We start from the raw sequence: 20,895 nt of genomic DNA on the forward strand, positions 1-20,895 counted from the left end.
TTGCCCCGTGTTTCATGATTCCGGCATGCACCGAAACCAGCTATCCGGTCTTAGCTACCGTTTCCGGTAGTTATCCCGATCTTACAGGCAGGTTGCCTACGTGTTACTCACCCGTCCGCCGCTAAGCACCGAAGTGCTCCGCTCGACTTGCATGTATTAGGCACGCCGCCAGCGTTCGTCCTGAGCCAGGATCAAACTCTCCAATATACCCCAAAAAGTGAAGAACAGCTCTGAAGCTTATTCCAATTACTTTCCGGGGGCCCCATACGGGATTGAAAAAGCTGATGACTCATTTTGAAGCTTGGCAGAAACTCATCGCTGAGTCTCTATATTTAACACTCACTCGTTGTTCAGTTTTCAAAGGGCAATTTCTTGTCGTAACTTGTCACCCTGTTTAGCGGCGACTTGATCAATATAGCATAAATGCCTATCGGGATGCAAGCCCTAATTTTAAAATGATAACGCGGCATCACATCATCGCCCTCCTGCGGTTATAATACCCACAGCTTTAAGGCTGCCAGTGCAGCGAGCCCGGGAAGTCCCAGAATGCTAACCGTTCCTACCGTTACCGCATTAAGCGGAAGCTCGATATGGGTGTAGCCGCTGAACAAATTCATCATATATAACAGGATCGAAGCGAAGGCAAGATGCAAACAAATTTTGCCGAGCCACTGAAAAGCCCCCCTGCTCCGCAGCAAAACTAAACTTAGAAGCACGCCAGAACCTATGAACACGCTCCATAAGATTACGGTTTTCATGAAGAACCCTCCATGGCCCTGCCGGCGCAGACTTCCGCCTGCGTGATCTGCATACCCTTAGCCTGCTTAAGAAGCATCTCAAAACGCTTCTCGGCTGCCTCCAGCGCAAAGACTGCATAGTCAATTTGATCCTTCTCCACCACATACTCAAACCGATGCTGAGCGGTTACCCATTCTTTATGCGCCCTTTGAATTTCCCTGACGAGCAGCAGCCTGTCGAGCTCAACGGCCTCCTGCCGCTCTCTTTCTTTGCGCTTCCACCATGTCGCCCAACGCTTCACCCCATGCCACAGCCGTTTCATTCCCATTCCCCCTGTACCACAGTTTGTCCCCCACGTTAATACATATCGCTTGGGAGGCCACCTTAGAACCGAGGATAAACAGCTTTGTGAGAATAAAAGATTGTTCATTTTCTCTTATATACTGAAAAAGGCCGTACTGCTGAACATCAGGGACAATCCCTTGCGTTCAGCAGCACGGCCAGGCCGGTATGGGCGGCTTAGATGATATTAGAGTTCTCTTCTTCCTTCCAGTGCCTTGGTCAGCGTGACTTCATCCGCATACTCGAGATCGCCTCCAACCGGGAGCCCGTGGGCAATGCGTGTCACCTTCAAACCAAACGGGCGGACCAGCCGGGACAAATACATGGCTGTCGCCTCCCCCTCGATATTCGGGTTGGTCGCAAGTATCAGCTCCTGCACCTTATCATCGCTCAGGCGGCGAAGCAGATCAGGAATCCGCAGCTCATCGGGGCCGATTCCCTCCATAGGAGAGATCGCGCCATGCAGCACGTGGTAATATCCATTGAATTCCTTGGTGCGCTCCATCGCCACAAGATCCTTCGGCTCCTGAATGACGCAGATCACTGATCCATCACGGGTTTTATCCTGACAGATCCGGCACGGGTCCGTATCGGTAATGTTGCAGCATACCGAACAGTAATGGAGATTCCGCTTCACATTCACCAGCGCTTTGGCGAAATCGATGACATCCTCCTCCTTCATCCGGAGCACATGGAAGGCAAGACGGCCTGCCGTTTTGGGCCCGATACCGGGCAGGCGTGAAAACGAATCAATCAGTCGGGCTAACGGTTCGGGATAATACAATCGAACAACTCCTCACCCCATAGAATAATGGCAGCCGCTATACAAAATTCAAAACAAAAGAGGAGGCCTTCGGCCTCCGCTCAAGCTTACTGCTTAGAACAACCCTGGGATGTTCATCCCGCCGGTCAGTTTGGACATTTCCTTGCCGGCTGTCTCTTCGGCCTTGGTCATGGCATCGTTCACGGCAGTCAGCACCAAATCCTGCAGCATTTCGACATCATCGGGATCTACCGCTTCCGGCTTGATGGTTACCGCCGTAAGCTTTTTGTGGCCGTTCACTGTAACGCTGACCACACCGCCGCCAGCCGTACCTTCAAATGTGCGGTTCGCCAGATCTTCCTGGGCTTTCAGCATTTGCTCCTGCATCTTCTTCACTTGCTTCATCATCTGGTTCATGTTGTTCATGTAACCCACGCTCCTCTAATGATTAGTCTTCCTTAATCTTAACGAGATCCTCTCCGAACATGGAAATCGCCTCGGTAATCCACTCTTCCTTCGTCCCACCGGCTCCCGGCTCTTCTTCCTGCACCAGCTTCATCTCTTCGCCCGACTCCGCCGGCTTCGCCTGATCGGCCGAGGCCTTCCAGTCCTTCATCATGACTGTCACCAACCGGCGAGGCTCACCATACACTTCAGCCAGCACCTGCTCGATCAGCTGCTTATTAGCCGGTTTCTCGGTCGTTTCACGGTGCATGGAACTTTTGAAAGCAACGAGCAGATTGTCATCATGCAGGGAGACCGGCTCCCCGTCGACCAGCCAGGCGTGAACGGTGATCTTCAGTTCCTTCACCCGGGCAAGCACCTGGCTCCACTGCTGCAGAGCCGTACGAAATGCAGGATCGTCGCGGCCGGCCAAGTAAGCATCCAGCTTCTCGATGCGCTTGGTCACGACAGGAGCAGCCGACTGCCTAATGCCGCTCCCGCCTCCGCCGACTGCACCGCCGCCGGCCGCCGGTGCCACGCCCTGCTTCAGCAGCTGGTTCAGCTGCTCTTCAAGCTTCTGGATCCGGTTCATGAGCTGGCTTACCTGGGCATCGGGCCGTGCTGCCGCTGCAGGCGCGGAGGCTGAAGCCGCCGCGGGAACTCCGCCGGCCTGGCTGCATAATTTCATCAGCGCCACTTCAAGCAGCGTCTGGGGCTGAACCGAGTATTTCATCTCGGTTTGGTAATAGTTCAGCGTATCGATCATCGCAATCAGCGCATCGCTGCTGAACCGATCCGCGACCTCCTTGAACTGCCGGATATCCAGGATGCGTTCCGTTACGGCCTGGGAATTCGGAACCATTTTGACCATAAGCAGGTCCCGGAAGTAGTAGATCAGGCTTTCCATGCACTTGTCGGCACTCTTGCCTTCCTGCATGAACGACTCGATCAGCTTGAGCGCCGCTCCCACATCCCGGTTCTGCACGGCGGCCACCAGCTTCTCGAACTGATCGGATGCCATGCCTCCCGTGATGGACAGCACGTCATCATAAGTAACCCGCTGACCGGAGAATGCGATAATCTGGTCCAGGAGACTGAGCGCGTCGCGCATCCCTCCGTCCGACAGACGAGCAATAAAGGCGAGCGCGTCCTCTTCGCTCTCAATGCCCTCTTCCGTGCACACCTCGCGCAGACGCTCGACCTGTTCCTCCAGCGCGACCCTCCGAAAGTCGAACCGCTGGCACCTGGAAATAATAGTGGCCGGCAGCTTGTGAGGCTCTGTCGTCGCCAAGATGAACATAACGTGAGCCGGCGGCTCCTCCAGCGTCTTCAGCAGCGCATTGAACGCCTCTGTCGTCAGCATGTGCACCTCGTCAATAATATACACCTTCTGACGCACTTCGGTCGGAGCATACTTGACCTTGTCGCGAATGTCGCGGATCTCTTCCACGCCGCGGTTGGAAGCAGCATCGATCTCGACTACGTCCATCACGGCGCCTTCGGTAATCCGGATGCAAGCCTCACACTCGTTGCAGGGCTCCACCGACGGCCCATTCAGACAGTTGACCGCTTTGGCCAAGATTTTGGCCGCGCTCGTCTTCCCCGTTCCCCGGGGGCCGCTGAACAAATAGGCATGGCTGAAGCGCCCTTCCCGAAGCGCGTTCTGCAGCGTCTGGACAATATGCTTCTGGCCGACCATATCCCGAAAGGACTGCGGCCTCCATGTGCGGTATAAAGCAATATGTGCCATTCTGGCCCTCTCCAACTGTTGGTTATCCTTATATTATACTACACTTGCGAAGAGGTTTGAAGCGACCCTTTTGAACGCCTCATGAACGAAGCGAACCAACTCAGGGAAAAGGAATGCTCACCGTGAAGGTCGTGCCAAAGCCCTTCGATGACACACGAATGTGCCCGCCGATGTCATGGATGATCCGCTGACATACCGACAGGCCCAGGCCGGTGCCTTCCGACTTCGTAGTGAAGAACGGATCGAATATTCGATCGATCACAAAGGACGGAATTCCAGGACCCGTATCGTGAATCTCGATCAGTACTTTGCGCTCTTCCCGGTCGATCTTCTCGGTTATCGTTAGATATCCGCCTTCCCCCATCGCCTCGATCCCATTTTTGCATATATTCAAAAACACCTGTTTGAGGAGTTCACGGTCCGCCACTACGTTTGGAAGCCCATACATAGCTTCGTATTGAACGACGACCCGATGAAGAATCGCTTCGTTATTAATGATCGGCAGGATCTCCCGAAGCACTTTGGGCACATCGACTTCTTCAAAGGTAACGTTCTTCGGCTTGCTGAGCAGAAGAAACTCGTTCACAAGCTGGTTGATCCGGTCAATCTCCTTCAGCATCACATCGGTATACCCGCTTTCCCGGTTCATCCCCTGATCTTGGAACGTTCGGCGAAGAACCTGCAGAAAACCCTTGATGGAAGTAAGCGGATTGCGAATCTCGTGAGCGGTTCCCGCAGCAATCTGTCCGATCATCGCCAGCCGGTCGCTGCGCTGGACCTGTTCCTCCAGGGAGCGGAGATTCGTTACATCCTTGAAAATGATATAGGCTCCTACAACCCGGTTGGCCTCGTCCCGGAGCACATTGGAGTCAACCAGCAGTTCATAGCGTTCCCGATTGTTGGTCCAGGACATCGCATGGTTGCGGACCACGATCCCGTCGAGAATCTTGCGGTCTACAAGCTGATGCTCCGCTGGAAGATCGGTGAAGATCCGCTCCATCGGCTGCCCGACCACACTTTCCCGCATGAGTCCCAGTACACGGCAGGCCATGTCGCTGATATCCATTAATTCAAACGAAGGATTGATTAGCAAAACACCCAAGTTGACATCTTTCAGGAATGTATCCGCAAATCGTTGGAGCAAGCTGAGTTCATGCCGCAACGCTGTTCCTCCCTCCGTGTCTCTCTGTCCGCACAGCCCCATGGTTGTCCACTCGGCTGCTCCGGCAAGCTGCTACAGCTCCCCTACTCATTCTCCCAATATTTCCATTTTCCTTCTGAATCTGCAAAAAAACACCAGTGCTCTGCCTGATCTACCGGCTTCGGACTGGTGTTGTCTGATTACGCATATACAGTTATGTAAAAGTAGAACCGTGCACCTACCTTGATATTGCGATCCAAGTGGAATTTTTATCGTCAGCTCAAGTCGGGCTGCCCTCCGGCACATGGAACATCTCGCTTACGGCTGCTTCCTTCCGGACCTGACCGGGTTCACGAGCTTCCATTGCGGAGGACCCGACTCTCAACACCAACTTTAAAACCCAACCCTTACATCGCAATACCGCGAATAGGCGTTCGACCCCGCTGCAGCGGATTGCGGGTTACAGGGCACCGCTACCTCCCCGTCTAGCACGGTAAGACTAAGTATAGTCGATTCGGGACCAAATAGCAACCTCGGGGAATTACTTGGAAGTCACCTCTACATCCGCATCATAGCGGGGAGCCTCATAGGCAAGCACTGCCGCCGCTTCCTGGCGAAGCCGATCCCTCTCTTCAGCAGTCATCCCCGCGGGAACAAACAACCGTACCCTTGCTTTGGTACCGTTTAGGGATATGCGGGTATCCTGAACCTGCGGAAAGCGTCTGACAATTGCCTCTTTCATCACGCGCAGGTCATCGGGATAATGCCGGTACGTCCGGCTCATGGGGTTGTTAGGATTCGTATCCGTAATACCGAGCAATCCGTCCCGGGAATGCTGTTTAACCTGAACCGTATCCTGCCTTTGACATGCCGTCACAGGCAGCATCAGCACAGCCGCCAACAAGGTAAGCACGACTGAACGAGACATAAGAAAAACACCTCCTGCGATCCGTAAGATTACTCTTAGGATGACCATAGGAGGTGCACTTATGCTCTTTCGGCATATAGAAACAATTAGATGCCGTATTTCTTTTTGAATTTATCGACGCGACCGCCAGCATCCAGGAACTTCTGCTTCCCTGTGAAGAACGGGTGGCAGTTGGAGCAAATCTCAACACGCAGATTTTGCTTCAGGGAGCCTGTCTCAAACACGTTACCGCAAGCGCAAGTAACCGTCGTCTGGTGGTAGTTCGGATGGATTCCTTGTTTCATTGACCTTTCACCTCTTTTGCCCTGAACCACCATGTGGATCAGAGTTAATAAACGCAGTGCCTCGATTATATCATGCCTTTGAACCGGGGTGCAAGTCCTTCTTACGGATCTTCGCCAGTTCTTCCGGGATATGCGTGTAGGAGCCAAGGACCACGCCCGGCAGTTCCTCACGGAAGATTTGAAGCATCTGCTTCATTCCATAACGCTCGCCGCGGGCAGGAGGAATGAGCGACAGGTAGCTCTCCGGATCGATGTTCAAATTCCGCAGCTGGATCAGCTTAAGATCCGTACGGCGGACGAATTCGATCATCGCCTCCATCTCTTCCTCACGGTCGGTAACGCCCGGGAAAATGAGATAGTTGATCGAGGTTACCACACCTTGATCCGCCGCATACCGGAGGGACTTCTCCACGTTCTTCAGCGTATAGCCTCTTGGCTTGTAATAAGCATTGTAATGATCGTCCAGCGCGCTAATGGTGCTGACTCTCATGAGATCGAGTCCGGCGTCGACAATCCCCCGAATATGATCGGTCAATCCGGCATTCGTATTGATATTAATATAGCCCATATCGGTGCGGCTGCGTACTTCACGCATTGCTTCGATAATCGTTTTGGCCTGGGTTGAAGGCTCCCCTTCGCATCCTTGACCGAAGGAGATGATGCTCTGCGGGGTCTTCAGATGCTCCAGCATGACCTGAACGACTTCATCGACCGTCGGCTTGAAGTTCATCCGGGTCTGCGGAGCCGGGAACCCGCTGTCGTCGGGCTGTTCCGAAATACAGCCAAAACAGCCCGCATTACAAGAAAACGAGACCGGTACGGCACCTTCCCAACGCCCAAGGAACGTATTGGAAGCGGTCAGGCACTCATACCCAAGGGCACAGTTGGACAAGTGCTGGTACAGCCGGTTCTCGCTGTATTCTCCGAGAATCCGCTTGACCTGCACTTCGAGTTCATCGGGGTCACAGTTCTTCGGATTCCAGCGCTCGGGATCGTCACAGGACTCCGCGGCGACATAGAATCCACCGTCCTTCCAGACTACAGCGGTATAACCGAAGAGCGGGAGCACTTTGGTCTTGTCCGCCTTGGCGTAGCCAGGAAGCATGAGACGGGTGAAGCTCTGTGGAAGCAGGGCTCCAACGGCTGTTACCTCCCCCGGCAGCACTTTCATCTCGCCGGTTGCCGTATGGATACCGATCGGCCGCGTATCCGGCAGCGACACCAGCGTAGCCCCCTCAGGCAGAGGAATAAGCTCCTCTTCGAACAGCTCCATAATCTCTTCGCCGCTTCGGCCTACCGCCGTATAATCGGGATGGTCGTACACATTACCGTTCAAGTCGGCATAAACCAAGTTCATCGTGATGTTCCTCCTAGGAAACGGAATGCTTCACCCGACGGGAAGTGCTGCCGCCCGATGAGGGCGCGCTGCTGCCGGTATCCAGCGTATCCAGGAATTCCTGATTTGTCTTCGTGTCCGCAAGCTTCTTCAGGAAGGCTTCCACATAATCGTGCGATTCGTTCATATTCTTGCGGATTGCCCATACCTTGTCGAGCTCCTCCTTCGTGAGGAGCATTTCCTCACGCCGGGTGCCCGATCGGCGGATATCGATCGCAGGGAAAATCCGGCGCTCCGCCAGCTTCCGGTCCAGATGGATCTCGTGATTCCCTGTCCCCTTGAATTCCTCGTAGATAACCTCGTCCATCCGCGAACCGGTTTCAACAAGTGCGGTTGCCAGGATCGTCAAGCTTCCGCCTTCTTCGATATTGCGGGCCGCGCCGAAGAAGCGCTTCGGGCGATGGAATGCCCCCGGGTCAATACCGCCGGAAAGGGTGCGCCCGGTCGGAGGGACGACGAGATTGTAAGCACGCGCCAGACGTGTAATGCTGTCGAGCAGAATCACGACGTCCTTCTTGTGCTCCACAAGACGCTGGGCTCTCTCCAGCACCAGCTCCGCTACCTTGATATGGTTCTCCGGAAGCTCGTCGAAGGTGGACGCAATCACTTCGCCCTTAACGGAGCGCTGCATATCCGTAACCTCTTCCGGCCGCTCGTCGATCAACAGGACGAAGAGCTCAACATCCGGATGATTGGTTGAAATGCTGTTGGCGATTTCTTTCAGGAGCAGCGTCTTCCCTGCTTTGGGAGGAGCCACGATGAGTCCCCGCTGTCCAAAACCGACAGGAGCAAGCAAATCCATCAGACGAGTGGAAAGTTTGGAAGGGGAGGGAGTTTCCAATACCAGTTTCTTTTGCGGGTAAAGGGGAGTCAAAGCCGCGAAGTGAAGTCGCTCCGCAGCCGTTTCGGGATTCTCGCCGTTGACGGCCTCTACGTGCAGCAAACCGAAGTAACGCTCGTTTTCCTTGGGGGGCCGGCACTTCCCCGATACGATATCGCCGGATCTGAGATCAAATCTTCGGATCTGAGAAGCGGAAATGTAAATGTCTTCCGTGCTGGGGAGGTAATTGATCGGGCGGAGAAAACCGAAGCCTTCCTGGAGAATATCAAGCACGCCTTGCATAAACATAAGACCGCTCTGCTCTGCCTGCGCCCGCAATATTGCAAATATAAGTTCCTTTTTCTTGAGCTGACCGTAATACGGAATCTGGTGCTTCTTGGCCAGCTTGTACAGCTCGGTAAGCTTAAGCGCTTCGAGTTGCGCCAAGTGCATATCCATAGTATCCAACCACCAAACTATTAAATTTTCAAGCTGCGCGAAATATACACTCTAGCATTACCCAAAAACCGTATCGCCTATACGGACTCAGTCGTTCTGCCGCCAAACTTCCGCACCTAAACTTGATAGATTGGCCACAAGGTGGTCGTACCCCCGGTCAATATACTCCACCCCGGTGATTTCGGTGACCCCTTCCGGTACGGTAAGTCCTGCGATCACCAGAGCCGCACCCGCGCGCAGATCCGTCGCCTTGACTTTGGCCGCGCTCAGCGTTCCTCCTTCAATGATTGCGGAACGGCCTTCGACCTTCACTTTGGCCCCCATCCGGTTCAGCTCGGGAATATGCTTAAAGCGGTTGCTGTATACATAGTCCGTCATGATGCTGACACCGCGGGTCTGCGTAAGCAGAGCGCTCATCGGTGACTGGAGATCGGTCGCGAACCCCGGGTATACCAAGGCTTTGACATCCACGCTTTCGTACTCCGGCTGACCTACGACCCGGATAGACTCGTCCATCTCGTAGATATGGACTCCCATCTCTTGAAGCTTGGCCGTGACCGCTTCCAAATGTTTCGGAATCACATTGTCGACAACCACATCGCCGCGGGTAGCCGCAGCCATAATCATATATGAACCCGCCTGAATCCGGTCGGGAATAATGGAGTGGCGGCAGCCGTTCATGCCGTCAACCCCTTCAATACGGATTGTTTCGGTACCGGCACCTTTAATCCTGGCACCCATGGAGTTAAGCAGAGTTGCTACATCTATAATTTCAGGCTCTTTGGCCGCATTTTCGATGATCGTGACACCTTTGGCCCGTGAGGCCGCCAGCATGATATTGATCGTCGCGCCTACGCTGACGACATCCAGATAAATTTTGGCTCCACGCAGTTCTTTCGCTTTGATATGCAAAGCGCCGTTCTCAGTCGTTACCTTGGCCCCCAGGGCTTCAAAACCCTTGATGTGCTGATCGATCGGACGCGGCTCGAAATTACAGCCGCCCGGCATGCCGATGGTTGCTTCGCCGAACCGTCCGAGGAGCGCCCCCATCAAGTAATACGATGCTCTTAATTTCTTTACGTTGCCGTTCGGCATCGGTTTCGATACCAGGCGGCTTGAGTCAATTATCATTTGATCCCGGTCCCACCGGACACCTGCGCCCAGCTCCCCGAGCAGCTCCGTGTAAATAGCCACGTCGCTCAGCACCGGCAGATTATCGAGTGTCACCGCACTTTCCGACAAGATGGCAGCCGGAATAAGCGCGATGGCGCTGTTCTTGGCTCCGCTGATCTGAACCGTTCCCCGCAGCGGACGTCCGCCGGCGATCATCAATTTCTCCATTCGATTGTTTTCCTCCCACTTCGATGCTATACGCATGACCAAACTATGAAATCTTGAATCTGAGATGTGTGCTAGAGTTCCGCATGAAGAAGAGAAGGGAAAATACACCGGTCTGCCGGTGTATTTTCCTCTATGACATAAAAATTAAGCTTGGTTGGCGCTGCCGAACAGTTCAATCTTGGATTTAACCACATCAACCATGGCTTTGCGGGCAGGAGTGAGGTATTTGCGAGGGTCGTACACTTTCGCATCTTTGCCGAGCACGTCACGGATCGCCTGGGTGCAAGCTACCTGGTTCTCGGTGTTCACGTTGATCTTACCAACGCCAGCTGCGATCGATTGACGGATCATCTCGTCCGGTACGCCGGAACCGCCGTGAAGCACGACAGGAACAGGAATCTGGGAAGATACCTTCTCGATGATGTCAAAACGGATGTTCGGCTCGCCTGCATACATACCGTGTGCGGTACCTACAGCAATAGCCAGGCAGTCTACGCCGGTCTCTTCATAGAAACGGATCGCTTCTTCGGGCTTGGCCAAACTTGCGTCAGCCTCATCCACGGAGATGTCGTCTTCAACGCCGCCGATCGTTCCGAGTTCGCCTTCAACGGAGACGCCCATGGCGTGAGCCGCTTTAACGACTTCTTTCGTCAGGCGGATGTTCTCCTCGAAGGAATAGTGGGAACCGTCGAACATAACGGAGCTAAAGCCCGCACGAATACATTTCATTGCCACTTCAAACGAGCTGCCGTGGTCAAGGTGCAGTGCGATCGGCAGACCGGACTTCTTCGCCGCGGCTTCTGCGATAGCTACCGTGTATTCGATGCCCATGTATTTCAGGGCGCCTTCGGATACGCCGAAGATGAACGGCGAGTTGAGCTCTTGAGCAGCATCGGTGATAGCCTGCGCGAACTCCAGGTTGTTCATGTTGAACTGGCCTACGGCGAATTTCTTCTCTCTTGCCTTAGGGAAAAATTCGTTCATTGAAACGAGTGGCATGGTATTTCTCTCCTCCTAGAGTTGAATGGACCGTGCAGAGTGTAATAGACCGCTCTACTGTCATACTGAGACATTATACCATAATCATTTACAAAGGTTAAACATGAAAAGTCTCGGTTTCCGGTTTTGAAGCCGATCGGAGGCCCGGCATAGGCCCCTTTCAGGCTAACCCTGCACAAAATGGCATATACAGGCGGTTCGCGGCGGTACGAACACACAAAAAAGAGACCCTTTTCAGGATCCCACAGCATAGGAACTATTATTAGGAGAGCGCAGCTGGCCGTTCACGGCCTGACGAAGTTCATCAATATCGAACGGCTTCGTGAAATGCATGATGGCGCCGAGGTCCGTCGCTTCTTTGATCATATCGAGCTCGCCGTAGGCCGTCATCATGATGACCTTGATCGAGGAATCGATACTCTTGATATGCTTTAGGATGTCCAAGCCGTCCATCCCGGGAATCTTCATATCCAGAAGAACCAGATCCGGCGAAACGTTACGCACGATCTCAAGCGCAAGCTTGCCGTTGGATGCCTGGTATGTTTCATACCCTTCACTGCTGAATACTTCCATCAGCAAGATACGGATCCCATTCTGATCGTCCACGATAAGCAGCTTCTTCTTCATTAAGTTTCCTCCCGTTCCTTCTCCCGTAGGCTGGAATGTCCGTCCTCAGGTGCCGGCTTTTAAACATATTCGATACCCAGACAATGATTCCTGCCGGCGGCGGCAAAAAAAGTTGAAACTTTTGACAATTGTAGAAGGGTTTCTCCAATATCCACGCTTTGAGCTCCCTTCCCCGCCTTATGCAGGTGAACGGTACGTTCGGTGACACAAAAGAAAAACCGGGTCCGGAGCAGCTTCCCTGCCCGGATCCGGCAATATCATTAACGGCTGGTGCTGTAAGCCGCCTGTACGAAATGCTTGAAGAGCGGCTGCGGACGGTTCGGACGCGAGGTGAATTCCGGATGGAACTGCACCGCGAGGAACCAAGGATGATCCGGGCACTCGACAATTTCCACCAGTCTGCCGTCCGGGCTCGTCCCGGAAATCGTCAGACCTGCGGATTCGATCATGTCGCGGTACTCGTTGTTGAACTCATACCGGTGGCGGTGACGCTCGTATACGAGTTCATCATCGTAGCAGCGCATAGCCAGGGAGCCTTCCTTGAGCTTGCAAGGGTAGAGGCCCAGACGCATCGTACCGCCGAGATCCTCGATATCCTTCTGCTCCGGCAGCAGGTCGATGACAGGATAAGCGGTGGTCGGGTTGATCTCGGATGAGTTCGCACCCTGCAGGCCGACAACCGAGCGAGCGTATTCCACGACCGCCACCTGCATCCCGAGGCAGATACCGAAGAACGGAATGCGGTTCTCGCGGGCATAACGGATGGCCGAGACCTTCCCTTCAATCCCCCGGTCTCCGAAGCCGCCCGGCACGAGAATCCCCTGGACGCCGGAGAGAAGCTCTTCCACATTATGATCGAACACTTCTTCGGCATTGACCCAGCGGATTTTCACTTCGGTGTTGCAGTCAATCCCCGCATGGCCAAGGGACTCCACGATGGACAGGTAAGCGTCATGCAGTGCGACATACTTCCCGACAATCGCGATCTCCGTCGTATCCTTAAGGGTCTTCACGCGCTGAACGAGCGCTTCCCACTCGCCCATGTCCGGTTCGCCGGCTTTGAGCTTCAGGTGGTTGACGACGATCTCGTCGAGCCCCTGCTCGCGGAGCATCATCGGCACTTCATACAGCGTCTCGGCGTCACGGCATTCGATGACGGCACCTGCATCAATGTCACAGAACAGCGCCAGCTTGCGCTTCATGTCTTCGGCCAGCGGCTGCTCGGTGCGGCAGACGACAACGTGCGGCTGGATGCCCAGACTGCGCAGCTCCTTCACGCTGTGCTGGGTCGGCTTCGTCTTGGCTTCGCCTGCAGCTTTGAGGTAAGGAATCAGCGTACAGTGAATGTACATTACGTTCTCGCGGCCGATGTCGCTCTTGATCTGGCGGATCGCTTCGAGGAACGGCAGGCTCTCGATATCGCCGACGGTACCGCCGATCTCGGTGATGACCACATCGGAGTGCGCTTCGCGGCCCGCGCGGAACACCCGCTCCTTGATCTCATTGGTAATGTGCGGAATCACCTGCACCGTACCGCCAAGATATTCGCCGCGGCGCTCTTTGGCAATTACCGAGGAGTAGATCTTACCGGTAGTCACGTTGCTGTTCTTCGAGAGGTTAATATCGATAAAGCGCTCGTAGTGCCCGAGGTCCAGGTCCGTCTCCGCGCCGTCGTCGGTCACGAACACTTCGCCGTGCTGGTAAGGGCTCATGGTTCCCGGGTCCACGTTAATGTACGGATCGAACTTCTGAATCGTCACCTTCAGGCCGCGGTTCTTCAGCAGGCGTCCGAGCGACGCGGCGGTAATCCCTTTGCCCAGCGAGGAAACCACGCCGCCGGTCACGAAAATATACTTTGTCATTATGTAATACCTCCCAAGTTTGTCAGAGTGATGCTCTACTGATTCCCGACCGATCCAACCATAAAAATAAAAGCGTCTAACGGAAGAAAAAGAACAGGCCCGCCTAAAGTTATAGGCTTATCTTACCCCGGGGGGATTCCTTCCACTGCTCCAAATGAAAAACTTCTGCCCGAAAAGCAAGCCGGACAGAGGTTTGTCCCAAAATTTGGTTCTCAACAAGAAAAAGCGCCCCGCCTGCGGACGGGGCACTTTTATTGTAAGGACCGGTGTGGTCCGTAACGTATCTTCTAAAGCCCAAAAAATAGTTTACATCGGCCTCCGGTTCCCTGTCAAGGAGAATCCTTAAGCTTCGAACACTCCCCTGCACGGCGGGAAGGAAGCCGAAACTACCCGGCCGTCTTACTTCTCATCGTCCTCATCATCGATGTCGTCGGCCTCTTCCTCTTCCAGCTCACCGTCCTCTTCTTCCAGGTCGGCATCCTCGATCTCTTCTTCCTCCGCCTCTTCGTCTTCGAAGAATTCCGTTTCTTCCTCGGCTTCTTCCTCAGCCTCGAAATCGTCACGCGGCGCATCGAAGGAATCGTAGTCTTCCTCTTCGGCGAAGGTATCCTCTTCTTCGGCGAACAGGTCCTCGTCGTCGAGATCGTCGTCCTCGTCGTTGATGATCCGCGGACGCTTGCCCGTGCCCATCGCATCCTCGGATTTCTCCACCGGATACCAGCGCTTCAGCCCCCACAGGTTCGTACCGACACAGGCGAAGCGCCCGTCAATATTAATTTCCGTATAGAGCTGCGCGATGACATTCATGACCTGCTCATCGGACAGCCCTTTGATTTTGGCGATTTCATTCATGAGATCCCGGTAATAGAACGGCGTGTTGGCCGCTTTCAGAAGTTCGAAGGCGAGGTCCACCATCGGCATTTCCTTGGCCTGCTCCGCACCGATTTTGAGTGTGTATTGAGCGCTCATTTCAGGGCACATCCTCCCAAATGATTGTGTATGTAACTGCAGATATCCAGCATCCGCCATCTTGAGTTTAAGTAAACCTTATTTTCGGTAAAAATGCAACTGCCGCAAGGCCCCTTCAGGCCACAGCAGCCGCAGATGGCGCCAGGAAGCGGCAAAAAAGAAACGAAGGATCACACTGCCGCCGCCGGCTCCTCTTCGGGAGCCCCTGCCCGGCCGCAATCTGATCCTTCGCATCCGACTGTATCCGCAAGAGGCGTGCCTCCCTTGGCCCGCCCTTGCCCCTTTAAGTAATTCGGAGGAATGCAGGGGGCACTCCTCTCCTGATATCGTATGTCCGCATCCGCCAATTGACACGGCCTATCACCCAATTATTTTCAATGGGGCCATGGCTCATACCCCTCTGCGTTCCCCTACATACGATAGAGCAATGTACCGCTTATCGGAACTGTAGTGCTATCAGGAGAGGGGGGATGAGAGTGAATCCTTCGACGTTCGCAGCCTGGCTGCAGGAAGCCAGTCAGCTTCCGGCGGAAGATGGCCGCAGGCAGATCATCCGGATCGGCAGCGACCGGGATTTCAGCCTGCTGGCACGGCATATCTCCCGCCAGCGTAATAGCCAGCCCATGCTCGGCCGAATCCAGCCGCTGCGGCTGATCCGGGCGATCTCCTGTCCGCTGCTGCCGGAAGGCAAGCTGGCTTCCGCTCCATTCATCTCCTCGGTCGAAACCGACAGCCGGCTGTCGCTGCACCTCAGCGCAGGCGGCGCCGCCTCCGGCAGAGGCCGGTCCCTGGAGGGCGCCGTCATCCCCTGGGGCATCCGGCACATCCGCGCTCCCCAGGCCTGGACGAAGTCCAAAGGCGACCAGGTCCGGATCGGCGTCATCGACACCGGCGTCGATTATGCGCACCCCGATCTGCGCCACTGCCTCGCCCGCGGCATCAACGTGCTGAACCGCCAGCTGCTTCCCTATGACGACAACGGACATGGAACACATATCGCCGGCACCATCGCGGCTCATGCGAGACAAAAAGGGATTATCGGCGTGGCGCCCCAGGCCCTCATCCACCCCGTCAAGGCGTTCGACCACCAGGGCGGCGCTTTTGTATCCGATATCATCGCGGGCATTGACTGGTGCGTATCGAACGGCATCGACATCATCAACATGAGCTTCGGCATGAAAACGTACAGCAAAGCGCTGGAGGCCGCCGTACTCAGCGCCCACCGCGCCGGACTCATTATCGTGGCCTCCTCCGGCAATGAAGGCAAGCAGGCGGAGATCGATTACCCCGCCCGGTTCCGTCAGGTGATCGCCGTAGGGGCGACCACGCGCCGCGGGCGCATCGCTTCGTTCAGCAACGCCGGCAGCGGCATCGACATCTACGCACCCGGCGAGAAGATCTATTCGACGTGGCTGCGGGGCAAATACAATGAGCTCAGCGGCACCTCCATGGCCACATCGCACGTCTCCGGCGTAGTGGCGCTGATGCTCGCGAAGCGGCCCGGGATGAAGCCCCTGCGCGTCAAAACGCTGCTAAAGCGGCACGCCCGCTTCATCGTCAGCACCGGCAAAAAGATCGGCGGTATCAAAGAACTTCATGCGCTGCGGGCCGTATCCGCCGTATCCAAGTCATCGAGGCGATAGCAGCCCCACTTCTTATCCGGAGAGGCGCTCGGCCACCAGCACCAGCCGGAACTCACCTGCAGGCTCGCCCATGACGGCCAGCCGGTAGGCCCAGCGGACCGTAAGCAGCGGACGGCCAGGCTCCGGCTCCGCGCCTGCTCCCTGCACTTCAAGGCTTTCCGTGAATGTCTCGAGCTCCATCCGGCCCTGAGGCGTCTGCAGATAGCCGTAATGGCGTACCCCCGGTGCGAAGGCCTGCTCGAACGGCGTCTCGCCGTGGCGGATGATCCGCAGCTCCGACGGCGACACCTTCACGGTTGTCATCGTGCGTCCCATCTCCGACTCGGGAGGCTCCTCGTAGCGGAGATAGACCGCCCCTCCCTTGGGGAACAGCTCCCCTTCCATCGTGCGGTCCACCGAGCCGCCGCCCGTGCTTCCCTGAAGCGTAATCCGGACGCGGCACCGGCCCGCAGGGGCTCCTGGCGTTTCCTTTTCCTTCATCGTTCCATCCTCTCCGTTCTCTGCCGTCCGACAGCACCTGAGATGATTCTGTCGACTTCTTTGTTGGCTTCTGATGGCCTCATTGTACCGGAAGTTCGTCCGGAATGCGAACAGGCTCTGCCGGCTGCGGAACGGATCAGCCCGAATCCGCATGCACGCCCCCTCTGCAGCTGAAGCACGCTGAGCCCAAGTTCCTTTCCGGCCGGTTTCTTGTTAAGATGTACATAGCGCTGCATAAAGAAGGCAGCCTCAATCTACTCCCACACCGCCAAGGAGCCTGCCATGGATTGCAACGTATTCCGCGTCGTTACCGAAACCGACCGCGCGCTGCCCGTCTACGTCACCGGAGCCGGCGGATGGAACCACCAGGAGCCGATGGAGCGCGAGGACGGTTTTCCCCACTTTCAGTGGATCCAGACCGTACAAGGGGCCGGCTGGTTCGAGGCCGGTGGACGTACGCACAGCGTCGGACCCGGCCAAGGGATGCTGCTCTATCCCCATGAGACACACCGGTACGCCCCGGTTAAAGAGCCGTGGACCGTCCGCTGGGTGAGCTTCGACGGCGCCTATGTCAAAGAAATGCTGGGAGCCAGCCGGCTGAACGCCTCACAGGGCCTCTATCTAACGAGCCCGGAGCTTCTGCTGAGCCGCATGCATGCCATCCTGCTTCTCACGGATTCCAAGGACCCCCGCGCGGCGCTGGAGAGCTCCGCCCTCGCCTACCAGTTCATCCTGGACTTATATTTGTACGCATCCCCTTCCGAAGTACGCTCGAAGGAGCAGCATTACGAGCAGCTGGCACCCGTGTTCCACTATATTGCCGAGCATTATCCGGAGCCCGTCTCGCTTCAGGATATGGCGGAGCAGCTCGGGGTTACGCCCCAGCATACCTGCCTGCTGTTCCAGCAGACGCTCGGGATGCGCCCTTTCGCCTACCTGACCCTGTACCGGCTCCGCAAAGCCAAGGAGCTCCTCCTGCAGGAGCCCGCTCTTGAAGTGCGAACCGTAGCCGCCCGGGTCGGGTATGAGGACAGCAGCTACTTCATCAAGCTGTTCAAAGGGCAGGAAGGCCTTACGCCAAGCCGCTTCCGTAAAATTCACAGCCCGAGATAGCACCGATCTCCGAGGAGAATTCCCGGCGCATTCCAATATATGAAACTATCCTATGAAACTATCCTATGAATCTATCCCACCCCATCCATCAACTATGGAAAATCATACATAATGGAGGACCTGCAACATGGACCCGAACATCCCCTCTCAGCCATCCAAAAAACTGTCGCGCCGCTCCTTCCTGAAGAGGGCCGCGGTGACCACAGCCGGCGCCCTGATCGCGGCCCCGGCGGCCTACACCTACGCCAGGTATGCCGAGCCGAAGTGGCTCGACATCAACGAGGTCACCCTGACCAGCGCCCGGCTGCCGAAGGAGCTGGACGGCCTGCGCCTCGTGCAGTTCAGCGACGTGCATCTCGGCTTTCATTATGATGCGCCGGCCCTCGAGCAGCTCGCCCAGACGATCAACGGGCTAAATCCCGAGATCGTCTGCTTCACCGGCGACCTGGTCGACTACGCCGTCGGGCAGGCCGGGGGCGCCTATGTGAAGGCCCTCTCGCTCATCCAGGCTTCGATCGGCCGGTATGCCGTGCTCGGCAACCACGACTACTTCAACGGGCCGAACGCCGTCGAGAAGGTGCTGAACAGCGCCGGCTTCAAAACCCTGCGCAACGCTGGCCTCCGGGTCGAGCGCAGCGGAGGCGCAATGTGGCTGGCCGGGGTCGAAGACCAGTGGCACGGCAAGCCGAACCTCGATAAGGCCCTGAACGGTGCGGCGCCCGAGGAGTTCACGCTGCTGCTCTCCCACTGCCCGGACTTCGCGGACGAAACGCTGAAGTTCCCGGTCGATCTGCAGCTGTCCGGCCACAGTCACGGCGGCCAGGTACGCCTGCCCCTCTACGGGCATGTCGTCACGCCGAAATTCTCCAAGAAGTACGTCATCGGTCGCTACGAGCTGGGCGGGGGCAAGCTGCAGCTGTACGTCAACCGCGGCATCGGCGTCTCGCAGCACCAGGTGCGCTTCCTCTGCCGGCCGGAGCTGTCGGTCTTCACCCTGCGGAAAGCCTAGGCCTGCGTGGGAAGCGCGTAAGGCAGGCGGAGGCCAGCACAGCCGCCGAGGCCCCGTACAGCTCCAGCTCCATATCGCGCTGGGTGTCCCACGGATCGCCCTGCGTACCGATGAAGAGCGTACCCAGCTCGGGTGCCACCGCCCCGGCCACCCACATCTCGATGAGCTCGTAGAACGCGCCGGTCGCGAGAACGAGCAGGACCGCACCCACGCGGGCCGCCGCCGGCCGGAGCCCCAGCGTGCGCACCAGCACCTCCGCCACCGGGCAGGCGAGCAGCAGCCCGTAGGCGAGATGCACCAGCCGGTCATACGGCAGGCGCCCGCCGCCGAAGACCGCCTGCAGCCACGGGTCGAGCGGCGTCGCGCCGTAGGAGATCCCGGCGCCGTACGCGTGCAGCGACAGGAACAAGGCCAGCTGGACGTAGGAGGCTGCCGTTAACGGCAGCCTCCGGTACGTGCCGGCCAGCAGACCGGCGCAGGCGAATACGAGCAGATTCTCGAGCAGCCAGTCGGACCGGTGGTGCGGAGCGTAGGCCATCCACAGCCAGAACGCCGTGTAGGCCCCGGCGAGCCGCAGGACAAAGGGCGGCGAAGCTCCCTCATATTCCGAAACGATGATGCCTTCCCTTTTCTCTAAGTGACGCATGGCAGGACCCCCTTCTCTTTTGAGGTCCATTGTATGAGTCCGCCGCCAGGAGCAGAAGTACTAACTTTTTCTAGTACTGGGTGGATAAGGGAGACTCAAGGCAGCCAGGCTTGGGAGCACGGAACTTCTTGTCGATGCCCCGCCGACCCTAACAACAAAAAGGCTTCCCGCTTGAATGGCGGGAAGCCTTTTTGGGGTTGTGCTTCCGAGGCGGATCCATCCGCCTGCAGCAAGCTTATTTCACGAGGCCGAGCAGAATCTCGCGCATCACTTTGGATGCGACGATCTGCGTCTGCTCCGAGTGGTCGTAATGCGGCGCCACTTCCACGATATCGGCACCCACGAAGTTGATGTCGCTGGCCGCCATCGCATGAATGGCATCCAGGAGCTCCTTCGAGGTGATGCCGCCCGGCTCGGCGGTACCGGTGCCCGGTGCGCAGGACGGATCGAGGACGTCGATGTCGATCGTGAGATAGACCGGACGGCCCGCGAGCTCCGGCAGACGCTTCTTCAGCGGCTCGAGTACCTCGAACGGGTGGAAGTTGATGTTCTCGCGTGCATACGCGAACTCTTCGCGGGAGCCGGAACGGATCCCGAACTGGTAGATGTTCTTGCCGCCCATAAGGCCGGCGGCTTTGCGCAGCGGCGTCGAGTGCGAGAGCGGCTCGCCCTCGTAGGATTCGCGCAGATCCGCATGGGCGTCAAAATGAATGATCGCCAGGTCCGGATACTTCGCGTACATCTGCTGAATGACCGGCCAGGAGACGAGGTGCTCCCCGCCGAGGCCAAACGGGAACTTATTGTCATCCAGCAGCCCTTTCACATACTCACCGATGATCTCGAGCGAACGCCCCGCGTTGCCGAAAGGCAGAAGCAGATCGCCGGCATCGAAGTAGGTGATGTCTTCCAGGCTTTTATCGAGATAAGGGCTGTATTCTTCCAGGCCGATCGACACTTCGCGCACGCGCGTAGGGCCGAAGCGGGAGCCGGGACGGAACGATACCGTGTAGTCCATCGGCATGCCGTAGATGACCGCGCGGGATGCCGCATAGTCGTCCGAGCTCAAGATGAACACGTTGCCGGAGTATTTTTGGTCGAGTCTCATGAAATCAGGTTCTCCTTCGCTATGAGCGGATTCGGG

Annotated in this window: 21 protein-coding genes, 1 rRNA gene and 1 other RNA gene (1 of these 23 running past the window's edge); 3 read left to right on the forward strand and 20 right to left on the reverse strand. The window is 56.5% G+C overall.

Annotation, left to right across the window (positions count from 1 at the left end):
• The 17 genes from ACP26L_RS34330 to rpoE form a co-directional block, all read right to left on the reverse strand.
• Positions 1-207: ribosomal RNA gene (locus ACP26L_RS34330) — 16S ribosomal RNA — on the reverse strand; it reaches 1,330 nt to the left of the window's first position.
• 284 nt (positions 208-491) lie between these two features.
• On the reverse strand, positions 492-758 hold the full coding sequence (locus ACP26L_RS34335; protein WP_426450037.1) for a pro-sigmaK processing inhibitor BofA family protein: 267 nt from the start codon (positions 756-758) through the stop codon (positions 492-494).
• On the reverse strand, positions 755-1,060 hold the full coding sequence (locus ACP26L_RS34340; RefSeq protein WP_426450038.1) for a DUF2508 family protein: 306 nt from the start codon (positions 1,058-1,060) through the stop codon (positions 755-757). The genes ACP26L_RS34335 and ACP26L_RS34340 overlap by 4 nt, the downstream gene beginning before the upstream one ends.
• Before the next feature lie 207 nt (positions 1,061-1,267).
• Positions 1,268-1,864 (reverse strand): recombination mediator RecR, encoded by a 597-nt coding sequence (recR, locus tag ACP26L_RS34345; RefSeq protein ID WP_426450040.1) that lies wholly within the window; start codon positions 1,862-1,864, stop codon positions 1,268-1,270.
• A 93-nt stretch (positions 1,865-1,957) separates the two neighbouring features.
• Entirely contained in the window at positions 1,958-2,269 is a 312-nt protein-coding gene (locus tag ACP26L_RS34350; protein ID WP_426450041.1) for a YbaB/EbfC family nucleoid-associated protein, read from the reverse strand.
• A 22-nt stretch (positions 2,270-2,291) separates the two neighbouring features.
• A complete protein-coding gene (gene dnaX, locus ACP26L_RS34355) occupies positions 2,292-4,037 on the reverse strand; it encodes a DNA polymerase III subunit gamma/tau (RefSeq protein WP_426450043.1) in 1,746 nt (581 codons plus the stop codon).
• 100 nt (positions 4,038-4,137) lie between these two features.
• Complete coding sequence (locus ACP26L_RS34360; protein ID WP_426450044.1) at positions 4,138-5,241, reverse strand: ATP-binding protein; 1,104 nt, start codon at positions 5,239-5,241, stop codon at positions 4,138-4,140.
• Positions 5,242-5,408: 167 nt separating this feature from the next.
• Positions 5,409-5,672: signal recognition particle sRNA large type (gene ffs, locus ACP26L_RS34365), an RNA gene on the reverse strand.
• Positions 5,673-5,719: 47 nt separating this feature from the next.
• Entirely contained in the window at positions 5,720-6,106 is a 387-nt protein-coding gene (locus ACP26L_RS34370; RefSeq protein ID WP_426450045.1) for a hypothetical protein, read from the reverse strand.
• An 86-nt stretch (positions 6,107-6,192) separates the two neighbouring features.
• Complete coding sequence (gene rpmE, locus ACP26L_RS34375; RefSeq protein WP_014372606.1) at positions 6,193-6,390, reverse strand: 50S ribosomal protein L31; 198 nt, start codon at positions 6,388-6,390, stop codon at positions 6,193-6,195.
• Positions 6,391-6,460: 70 nt separating this feature from the next.
• Positions 6,461-7,747 carry a radical SAM protein gene (locus ACP26L_RS34380; RefSeq protein WP_426450047.1) on the reverse strand — a complete coding sequence of 429 codons (1,287 nt, stop codon included), beginning with the start codon at positions 7,745-7,747 and terminating at the stop codon, positions 6,461-6,463.
• A gap of 13 nt (positions 7,748-7,760) precedes the next feature.
• The gene (gene rho / locus ACP26L_RS34385; RefSeq protein ID WP_426450048.1) at positions 7,761-9,065 is read right to left on the reverse strand and encodes a transcription termination factor Rho; all 1,305 of its coding nucleotides are present in this window, start codon (positions 9,063-9,065) and stop codon (positions 7,761-7,763) included.
• A gap of 87 nt (positions 9,066-9,152) precedes the next feature.
• Complete coding sequence (locus ACP26L_RS34390) at positions 9,153-10,406, reverse strand: UDP-N-acetylglucosamine 1-carboxyvinyltransferase (RefSeq protein WP_426450050.1); 1,254 nt, start codon at positions 10,404-10,406, stop codon at positions 9,153-9,155.
• A gap of 144 nt (positions 10,407-10,550) precedes the next feature.
• The gene (gene fba / locus ACP26L_RS34395; RefSeq protein WP_426450052.1) at positions 10,551-11,405 is read right to left on the reverse strand and encodes a class II fructose-1,6-bisphosphate aldolase; all 855 of its coding nucleotides are present in this window, start codon (positions 11,403-11,405) and stop codon (positions 10,551-10,553) included.
• Between the two features lie 234 nt (positions 11,406-11,639).
• Complete coding sequence (locus tag ACP26L_RS34400) at positions 11,640-12,032, reverse strand: response regulator (RefSeq protein ID WP_013921280.1); 393 nt, start codon at positions 12,030-12,032, stop codon at positions 11,640-11,642.
• Between the two features lie 260 nt (positions 12,033-12,292).
• Positions 12,293-13,894 carry a CTP synthase gene (locus tag ACP26L_RS34405; protein WP_426450053.1) on the reverse strand — a complete coding sequence of 534 codons (1,602 nt, stop codon included), beginning with the start codon at positions 13,892-13,894 and terminating at the stop codon, positions 12,293-12,295.
• Between the two features lie 399 nt (positions 13,895-14,293).
• Positions 14,294-14,863, reverse strand: a complete 570-nt coding sequence (gene rpoE, locus ACP26L_RS34410; protein ID WP_426450055.1) for a DNA-directed RNA polymerase subunit delta — start codon at positions 14,861-14,863, stop codon at positions 14,294-14,296.
• 470 nt (positions 14,864-15,333) lie between these two features.
• Here rpoE and ACP26L_RS34415 point away from each other — a divergent pair, with 470 nt between their 5' ends.
• Positions 15,334-16,506 carry a S8 family peptidase gene (locus tag ACP26L_RS34415; protein WP_426450056.1) on the forward strand — a complete coding sequence of 391 codons (1,173 nt, stop codon included), beginning with the start codon at positions 15,334-15,336 and terminating at the stop codon, positions 16,504-16,506.
• A 12-nt stretch (positions 16,507-16,518) separates the two neighbouring features.
• On the opposite strand, the gene ACP26L_RS34420 is transcribed toward ACP26L_RS34415, so the two are convergent.
• Positions 16,519-16,986 (reverse strand): DUF1934 domain-containing protein, encoded by a 468-nt coding sequence (locus tag ACP26L_RS34420; protein ID WP_426450058.1) that lies wholly within the window; start codon positions 16,984-16,986, stop codon positions 16,519-16,521.
• 282 nt (positions 16,987-17,268) lie between these two features.
• On the opposite strand from ACP26L_RS34420, the gene ACP26L_RS34425 reads away from it, so the two are divergent.
• Together ACP26L_RS34425 and ACP26L_RS34430 are read left to right on the forward strand one after the other, a co-directional pair.
• Complete coding sequence (locus tag ACP26L_RS34425; RefSeq protein ID WP_426450059.1) at positions 17,269-18,099, forward strand: AraC family transcriptional regulator; 831 nt, start codon at positions 17,269-17,271, stop codon at positions 18,097-18,099.
• A gap of 127 nt (positions 18,100-18,226) precedes the next feature.
• Positions 18,227-19,108 carry a metallophosphoesterase gene (locus tag ACP26L_RS34430; RefSeq protein WP_426450061.1) on the forward strand — a complete coding sequence of 294 codons (882 nt, stop codon included), beginning with the start codon at positions 18,227-18,229 and terminating at the stop codon, positions 19,106-19,108.
• On the opposite strand, the gene ACP26L_RS34435 is transcribed toward ACP26L_RS34430, so the two are convergent.
• Entirely contained in the window at positions 19,089-19,754 is a 666-nt protein-coding gene (locus ACP26L_RS34435; protein WP_426450062.1) for a DUF2238 domain-containing protein, read from the reverse strand. The two genes, ACP26L_RS34430 and ACP26L_RS34435, sit on opposite strands and share 20 nt — an antisense overlap.
• Positions 19,755-19,989: 235 nt before the next feature.
• Positions 19,990-20,859 carry an agmatinase gene (gene speB / locus ACP26L_RS34440; RefSeq protein ID WP_426450063.1) on the reverse strand — a complete coding sequence of 290 codons (870 nt, stop codon included), beginning with the start codon at positions 20,857-20,859 and terminating at the stop codon, positions 19,990-19,992.
• Between the last annotated feature and the right edge of the window lie 36 nt (positions 20,860-20,895).

Origin of the sequence: Paenibacillus sp. S-38 (assembly GCF_049942825.1) — a bacterium.
In the GTDB taxonomy this organism is placed as follows: domain Bacteria; phylum Bacillota; class Bacilli; order Paenibacillales; family NBRC-103111; genus Paenibacillus_G.

Excerpts from the sequence above, each read along its gene's own strand:
- ACP26L_RS34405 (WP_426450053.1), bottom strand. The coding sequence starts at position 13,894 with ATGACAAAGTATATTTTCGTGACCGGCGGCGTGGTTTCCTCGCTGGGC.
- ACP26L_RS34420 (WP_426450058.1), bottom strand. The coding sequence starts at position 16,986 with ATGAAGGAAAAGGAAACGCCAGGAGCCCCTGCGGGCCGGTGCCGCGTC.
- ACP26L_RS34340 (WP_426450038.1), bottom strand. The coding sequence starts at position 1,060 with ATGAAACGGCTGTGGCATGGGGTGAAGCGTTGGGCGACATGGTGGAAG.
- ACP26L_RS34400 (WP_013921280.1), bottom strand. The coding sequence starts at position 12,032 with ATGAAGAAGAAGCTGCTTATCGTGGACGATCAGAATGGGATCCGTATC.
- ACP26L_RS34390 (WP_426450050.1), bottom strand. The coding sequence starts at position 10,406 with ATGGAGAAATTGATGATCGCCGGCGGACGTCCGCTGCGGGGAACGGTT.
- ACP26L_RS34360 (WP_426450044.1), bottom strand. The coding sequence starts at position 5,241 with ATGGGGCTGTGCGGACAGAGAGACACGGAGGGAGGAACAGCGTTGCGG.
- rho (WP_426450048.1), bottom strand. The coding sequence starts at position 9,065 with ATGGATATGCACTTGGCGCAACTCGAAGCGCTTAAGCTTACCGAGCTG.
- ACP26L_RS34415 (WP_426450056.1), top strand. The coding sequence starts at position 15,334 with ATGAGAGTGAATCCTTCGACGTTCGCAGCCTGGCTGCAGGAAGCCAGT.
- dnaX (WP_426450043.1), bottom strand. The coding sequence starts at position 4,037 with ATGGCACATATTGCTTTATACCGCACATGGAGGCCGCAGTCCTTTCGG.
- ACP26L_RS34370 (WP_426450045.1), bottom strand. The coding sequence starts at position 6,106 with ATGTCTCGTTCAGTCGTGCTTACCTTGTTGGCGGCTGTGCTGATGCTG.
- fba (WP_426450052.1), bottom strand. The coding sequence starts at position 11,405 with ATGCCACTCGTTTCAATGAACGAATTTTTCCCTAAGGCAAGAGAGAAG.
- ACP26L_RS34430 (WP_426450061.1), top strand. The coding sequence starts at position 18,227 with ATGGACCCGAACATCCCCTCTCAGCCATCCAAAAAACTGTCGCGCCGC.
- ACP26L_RS34335 (WP_426450037.1), bottom strand. The coding sequence starts at position 758 with ATGAAAACCGTAATCTTATGGAGCGTGTTCATAGGTTCTGGCGTGCTT.
- ACP26L_RS34350 (WP_426450041.1), bottom strand. The coding sequence starts at position 2,269 with ATGAACAACATGAACCAGATGATGAAGCAAGTGAAGAAGATGCAGGAG.
- ACP26L_RS34380 (WP_426450047.1), bottom strand. The coding sequence starts at position 7,747 with ATGAACTTGGTTTATGCCGACTTGAACGGTAATGTGTACGACCATCCC.
- ACP26L_RS34435 (WP_426450062.1), bottom strand. The coding sequence starts at position 19,754 with ATGCGTCACTTAGAGAAAAGGGAAGGCATCATCGTTTCGGAATATGAG.
- speB (WP_426450063.1), bottom strand. The coding sequence starts at position 20,859 with ATGAGACTCGACCAAAAATACTCCGGCAACGTGTTCATCTTGAGCTCG.
- rpoE (WP_426450055.1), bottom strand. The coding sequence starts at position 14,863 with ATGAGCGCTCAATACACACTCAAAATCGGTGCGGAGCAGGCCAAGGAA.
- rpmE (WP_014372606.1), bottom strand. The coding sequence starts at position 6,390 with ATGAAACAAGGAATCCATCCGAACTACCACCAGACGACGGTTACTTGC.
- ACP26L_RS34425 (WP_426450059.1), top strand. The coding sequence starts at position 17,269 with ATGGATTGCAACGTATTCCGCGTCGTTACCGAAACCGACCGCGCGCTG.